General features: G+C 42.3%; 7 protein-coding genes. 1 reads left to right on the plus strand and 6 read right to left on the minus strand.

The window, feature by feature from the left end; translation table 11 throughout:
* Positions 1-6: 6 nt before the first annotated feature.
* The 6 genes from mnmE to D9T12_RS12375 all read right to left on the minus strand — a co-directional run bounded on the left by mnmE (position 7) and on the right by D9T12_RS12375 (position 5,370).
* Positions 7-1,368, minus strand: a complete 1,362-nt coding sequence (mnmE, locus tag D9T12_RS12350; protein ID WP_130538452.1) for a tRNA uridine-5-carboxymethylaminomethyl(34) synthesis GTPase MnmE — start codon at positions 1,366-1,368, stop codon at positions 7-9.
* A gap of 157 nt (positions 1,369-1,525) precedes the next feature.
* Positions 1,526-1,864: a hypothetical protein gene (locus D9T12_RS12355; protein ID WP_130538453.1), complete on the minus strand. Its 339-nt coding sequence runs from the start codon at positions 1,862-1,864 to the stop codon at positions 1,526-1,528.
* A 12-nt stretch (positions 1,865-1,876) separates the two neighbouring features.
* The gene (gene yidC, locus D9T12_RS12360) at positions 1,877-3,556 is read right to left on the minus strand and encodes a membrane protein insertase YidC (protein ID WP_130538454.1); all 1,680 of its coding nucleotides are present in this window, start codon (positions 3,554-3,556) and stop codon (positions 1,877-1,879) included.
* 33 nt (positions 3,557-3,589) lie between these two features.
* Positions 3,590-4,075, minus strand: a complete 486-nt coding sequence (gene rnpA / locus D9T12_RS12365) for a ribonuclease P protein component (protein ID WP_130538455.1) — start codon at positions 4,073-4,075, stop codon at positions 3,590-3,592.
* A 19-nt stretch (positions 4,076-4,094) separates the two neighbouring features.
* Positions 4,095-4,229, minus strand: coding sequence for a 50S ribosomal protein L34 (rpmH, locus tag D9T12_RS12370; protein ID WP_024852172.1), 135 nt, complete (start codon positions 4,227-4,229; stop codon positions 4,095-4,097).
* Positions 4,230-4,506: 277 nt separating this feature from the next.
* The gene (locus tag D9T12_RS12375; RefSeq protein ID WP_165395124.1) at positions 4,507-5,370 is read right to left on the minus strand and encodes a delta-class carbonic anhydrase; all 864 of its coding nucleotides are present in this window, start codon (positions 5,368-5,370) and stop codon (positions 4,507-4,509) included.
* Positions 5,371-5,672: 302 nt separating this feature from the next.
* On the opposite strand from D9T12_RS12375, the gene D9T12_RS12380 reads away from it, so the two are divergent.
* Positions 5,673-6,476: a sulfite exporter TauE/SafE family protein gene (locus D9T12_RS12380; RefSeq protein ID WP_130538456.1), complete on the plus strand. Its 804-nt coding sequence runs from the start codon at positions 5,673-5,675 to the stop codon at positions 6,474-6,476.
* Positions 6,477-6,587 lie beyond the last annotated feature (111 nt).

A 6,587-nucleotide genomic window follows, 5' to 3' on the forward strand; every position in this document is an offset into this window, starting at 1 on the left:
CACTCATTACTTTCCAATACAAAAAGAACTAAAAATTCGGCCAAGAAGATCATCAGAAGTGAACCGGCCGGTAATTTCCGAAAGAGATTCTTGCGCTAAGCGTAAATCTTCAGCCAAAAGCTCACCAGCAGCATACATTTCCAATTGTTGCTGACCATTTTGGGTATAGTCGAGTGCCGTTTGCAACGCATCCAAATGACGTTTGCGCGCCATAAACACGCCTTCTTCGGTCTGTGCAAACCCCATTTCGGTTTTTAAATGTTCACGTAACAGTTCCAAACCTTGCTGATGTTTTGCAGATAACCAAATGACCGACCGGCCGGTAGATTCTTCCACTTCAACCATCGGCGCATGATTAATTAAGTCGATTTTATTACGCACCAATGTCACTGGCAATGAATCAGGCAACTTATCCAAAATCACCTGATCTTCTTCATGAATCGCCTCACCAGCTTGCAGCATGACCAATACTCGATCAGCCTCTTCCAATGCTTGCCAAGCTCGTTCAATTCCAATTTGTTCGACTTGATCGGTTGCCTCACGTACTCCAGCCGTATCCAAAATATGCAATGGCATGCCATCAATATTAATTTCCTGCTTAACAATATCTCGCGTGGTTCCTGCAATATCGGTGACAATTGCGACCTCCTCTCCTGAGAGAGCATTCAACAAACTGGATTTTCCAGCATTGGGGCGGCCCAAAATTACCACAGACATACCTTCTCTCAACAACACCCCTTGTTGCGCAGAAGCAAACACTTGGTGTAGTCGATCCAAAATGTGTTGCAACTGTCCAGCCACTTTTCCATCGGAGAGAAAATCAATCTCCTCCTCTGGAAAATCGATCGCAGCTTCCACATACAAACGTAATTGAATCAACTCTTCCACCAAAGTATTTACTTCTCGTGAAAAGTCGCCTTGCAAAGAACGCAGAGCAGATTTTGCTGCTTGCGCAGAACTGGCTTCAATTAAATCCGCAATCGCCTCGGCTTGGGCTAAATCGAGTTTGTCATTCATAAAAGCTTGCTTTGAGAATTCACCAGGCTCAGCTAAACGCGCCCCAAGTTCAACTACTCGTTCAAGCAACCATTGCAAAACCACCGGCCCCCCGTGCCCTTGCAATTCCAAGACATCCTCACCAGTAAAAGAATTCGGATTGGGAAAATACAACGCAATCCCTCGATCCAACACTTGATTTTCAGCCCCATAAAAAGGCCCGTAATGAGCATAACGTGGCTCAGGCACTAGGCCTAAAATCGCTTGTGCAATCGATTTGGATTTTTTACCCGACACGCGAATAATACCTACCCCACCGCGCCCAGGTGCTGTTGCCACCGCAGCAATCGTATCAATATTTTCAAATTCCATAACTGGTTTCCAAACAATTCTTAATGAAAAGATTCTAGCTTAAATTCTAGCCTTAAAACGCAAAACGCCCACTAAAAATAGTAGGCGTTTTAACATTACCCTTTCGGGCACAAGATACCGGCCGGTGAAGAACTTATCACCGTTCGCAGATCAGCAATTAATCCATTAAGACTTTAAACGTCTTATGAGAAATATCGCTAATAAACGCTTGTTCTTGGTAAAGCGCAATGGCTTTGTCCATTTTCTTTTTCGAGCCAAAGGTTTGTTCTTCAACTTCACCGTTAACTTTAAAAGATAGAACAAACAGGTCACGTGTTTTAATATCTGCCGCTGGCGCAGAAGCTTGAGCAGTCGCGACAGGTGCAGAACCTCCTTCCAATGGAAGGTAGCCGTCTTTGGTTTTGTAACAAAGTGGTTGCGTTCCATCTGCTACTAAAAACTCAACCTTGCCGTACATTGGGTGATCCGTACCCAGTTTTTGATAAGTAATTTGCATTTTAAAAATCCCTTATTTGCTATCTTCGCCAGCTTCAATCTTCTTGGTAATGTAGTACTGTTGCCCAACCGATAGAATATTGTTCACTAACCAGTATAGAACCAGACCTGCCGGGAACCATAGGAAGAAGAATGTGAAAATGAACGGTAAAAGTTTAAAGACTTTTTGTTGCATCTCATCCATCATCGCCGATGGGTTCAACTTCTGCTGGATAAACATGGTAATACCCATCAATACCGGCAGGATGAAATATGGGTCCATCGCTGATAAATCTTGAATCCACAGCATAAATGGCGCTTGGCGCATTTCAACCGAGTACAACAGCACCCAGTAAAGTGCGATGAATACTGGCATCTGAATCAGAATCGGTAAACAACCGCCTAATGGATTGATTTTCTCTTCCTTGTAGAGCTTCATCATCTTCTGTTGGAAGATGACTTTATCATCACCATAGTTCTCTTTAAGCTGCTGAAGCTTCGGCTGGAACTTACGTAAGCGTGCCATTGAACGATAAGAAGTTTCTGAAAGCTTATAGAACACCAACTTAATCAAGATCGTTAGGATGATAATCGCCACACCCCAGTTACCGACATATTCGTGAATCGTATCAAGAATCCAGAACAGAGGCTCCGCCAAGAAAGTTAGAACCCCATAATCAATTGTCAATTCCAAACCTGGCGCAATATCCGCAAGAACATCTTGCAGCTCAGGACCAATATAGAGTTGTGACGCAATTTCAGCACTTTGACCGGCCGGTATTGTCACCAATGGCTCAACCACACCCACTGCATAACGACCTTCACCAACCGGTTTTGCAAAGTAATTATTCTGCGCACCTTGATCTGGGACAATCGCCGTCAAGAAATATTGTTGAATCATCGCCGCCCAACCACCGGTTACCGCTTTACCAGTGACAGGTGAAGTATTTAGGTCATCAAACGAATGTTTAACATATTTCTCTTCCGCATTACCGTCATACAAAACTGGACCTGTGTAGGTATACATCATCCAACTTTCTTCTGGGTTATAAGCATTACGAACCAACTGCGAATACAAGCTACCAGCCCAATTTTCAGTGGCGTTGTTTTCAACTTTATACACCACATCAATCAGATGCTTGCCTTTGGTAAATTTGTAAGTCTTTGTGACTTTAACGCCATCACGTTCCCAAGTCATTGGTACTTCAAGCGTGTCGCCAGTCATTACATATTCAGCTTGTTTCACTTGCCAAATATCTTTGTGTGTTGGAGCAGGAAGTTTTGCGCTCGGCTGAGTTGCCAGACCATTCTGAGCCATATAGACCAATGGGCCTGCATCATTCATAAGATGGAAAGGTTTTGAGTGATCTTCAGTCGCCATGTAGGTGAGTAACTTCGCATCACGAATATCCCCCCCTTGGGCATCAATTACTAAATCCAATTGATCTGTAATGACCCGAACACGTTGAACCGAAGCAATTCCTTCTTGCAGAACTGGGACAGCATCATTACTAACACCACCCATATTTGCGGTTGGCACAGCTGACGCATTAGACGTGGTTTGTGGTACTGCATTATTCGCAACCGGCACTTCTTGCGCAGTACTGGTTTGCAAGGTTTGCTGTTCTTTTTGAGCGGTAAATTGCATCCACTCCAGCCAAATCCAAGTTAACGTAAAGGCTAACGCTAACCACCAAAATGATCTCATATTCATTTAATAAGAACCCTTTAACAGACGATTATTCAGTCACTTTTCATCCGACGAAGTGGGACGATACTTTGTTTGATTCTTGAGCTGACTCTTTCGAATCTTGCGAATCAAATGCAGAAAACTCTTATGTAACGTTTCGTTATCGATATCCTGCATCCCCCGTCGTCCGAGGACCACAATATCATACCCAGATAAATCATCTTTATGTTGGCGAAATGCTTCTCGTGCAATTCTTTTTACACGATTACGCCAAACGGCTCGCAATAACTGCTTTTTCGCAATGGCCAATCCCAATCTAGGAATCGATTGCTGATTAGGGCGCACAATTAATGTCCAATTACGATTTGCAAAACGCTCAGCATCTGCAAAAACGTGGGAAAACTCTTTAGGTTTAAGAAGTCGAAGTTCTTTAGAAAAGTGTTGAGAGGTCTGAAGACGAGAAGATTGAGAAGTTCGACGAGTCACTTTGCGTTTAGATGATGAAAGAGACTCGTCGTAAGTCGTTTCTTTTTGCACTACCATTGAAATAGTACAACCAGAACTACACAGTTAAGCGCTTACGTCCTTTCGCACGACGAGCTGCTAGAACTTTACGACCATTTTTTGTTGCCATACGAGCACGGAAACCGTGAGTACGAGCACGCTTAATTACGCTAGGTTGAAATGTACGTTTCATGTCACTGTCCTTAAATTTGATTTTCCAGGAATGGAAAAAACGGGGATTATAAAGAGTTATGCACGAGAAAACAATGGCTTATAAAAAGATTTTCTTTATTTCTTCAATCTAAAATCATCGTCTCAATGCATATTGTGGTTTTACAAAAAACCAAGCACTAAATAGACGATGATAAAGAAATATTCTGCAATTACAGATTCTATCCCAAAGCCAATAATCAGGCTTGAAAACTGACAGACTCTCAATTACACGTCAATTTTGAAACACAAGTAGTGCTTTACATAGGTGAAAGCAAATCAGGGTTGATAACAAGATTCCTTACACCATGTGCATGATCTTCATTAAAAGCATTTCCTTTACACCATTCTCCCACCGTTTCAATATTCACTTTCGCCACTTGAGGGCGTACCGACCAAGACACTTGGAACGGAGAACCTTTCTCATTGTAACCAGGCCCAGTGGTAGACCCTTGATAAGTCACAGGGGTTCCAGTATTACTTGGAATATTCAATGCTTGGTATTTGCCATTTTGCATGCCGTGTGCGGTTAAATCATTAAAGTCCAATGCTTTGTCATCATTCACCAATACATATACCTGAGCTTCAACACGCAACTGAGGGTTTTTAATACTATCATTCAAACATGCTCCCAAACTTTCGCCCGGAGCCACTTGCGCAGTCGAATAGACATAATGTACTTCAATGGTATCGCCGACTGCCAAAGCCCCATGTTTACTTGGGCAAATATCCTCATGAAAGGCATGCAACTCAGCTTGATGGAAAGTGCCACTGTACTTGTAGCCGCTTAAATAGCCATGACCATCACCGTTTCCTGCATAGGTCGTAAACTCTCCTCCTTTGTGTTCTGCATTTTTATGAAAATGAATATTACATAAATTCATATTGGCTGATGCTGGAGCATCGCTAAAGGCAATTGTGTTATTTCCAACTATAGAATCAATATCACGAGGAGCTTGAGGTCCAAAACCTTTTCCCTCGGTATTTTTAGCCAACGCCGCACGCTGATCGGCAATCACTTGATCAGAAACTGGAGCACTTGAATGTTCGTGATGAGGAGTGGATTGACAGGCTGTGATTAAAACGGTTGTAGCAGTAACTACGAAAAGTTTAGTAAAATTCAAAAGAGTATCCTTTAATGTCTAATAATTTTTTTAATGCTTATTCATATAAAAAACTTATTCAATAAAGTCATAAATAAACATGGCAGATAGTTTAAGTACAAAATCAAAATCTATCCATAACCATAAAAAATTTCTAAAATACTCAGTTAATTATAAGCATAGCTTGTTAATGTCAATTGAATTGCCCCCCTCCTTTCCTGTTAAAATAGCGCCGGCCGGTAAAGCCTGTCTGCAGACTCAGTTATTTGCGTAAGTTTGCTAATTCAACCAAATTATATTGTTATCTCAAACTGAGGCCAAAGATGGAAAACCTTATTTTAGAACTGAGCATTTACCTTCTCACGGGTGCAGTGGTCGGTTTCTTAGCGGGACTTTTAGGCATTGGCGGCGGCTTGGTCATAGTACCGGTACTCACCTCTGCGCTTTTTTATTTTACCGGTAGCGAGCATGCCGTCCACATGGCGATTGCGACCTCTTTGGCAACCATATTAATCACTTCATTCTCATCCGTTCGCACACATCACCAACACAACGCTGTCCGATGGGATGTATTTAAGTTACTCGCTTTAGGTGTCTTAGTGGGTGCATTTATTGGCGGCTGGGCTTCCCAATACTTTACCGGCCGGCAACTGGCGGTAATTTTCGGAATTTTGGAACTGCTCATTGCAATCAATATGTTAATGGCTAAAAAACCCAACCCAAGTCGAACATTGCCTGGCTTTTGGGCAAACAGTTTCGTTGGCATATTAATTGGTAAATTCGCCTCAATCGTTGGTATTGGCGGCGGCACTCTCACAACACCCTATTTAGTTTGGAATAACATTTCCATGCATCAAGCCATTGCCACTTCTGCCGCCATCAGCTTACCCGTTGCCGCTGCCGGAACAATTGGCTATATTTTGGCTGGGCTTAATCTACAAGACTTGCCTGCACTCAGTTCAGGCTACGTTTATTGGCCGGCTTTTTTTGGAATTATTGCCAGTAGTATTTTCTTTGCACCGCTCGGCGCCAAAATGGCACATCGATTAAACCCAAAGCCTTTAAAACGTTTTTTCGGAATATTTTTGCTCATATTGGCAATAAAAATGCTGTTCTTTTCCACTTAAGTTATCAACCGAAGGATAACTAGTAATTTCAATAAGATAACCTCACTCAGATACCAGTTATCCACATAATCTATTCACAGACTTATCCACAGAAAAAACGCTTGAATTGAA

Source organism: Thiomicrorhabdus indica (genome assembly GCF_004293625.1).
Classification (GTDB): Bacteria; Pseudomonadota; Gammaproteobacteria; order Thiomicrospirales; family Thiomicrospiraceae; genus Thiomicrorhabdus; species Thiomicrorhabdus indica.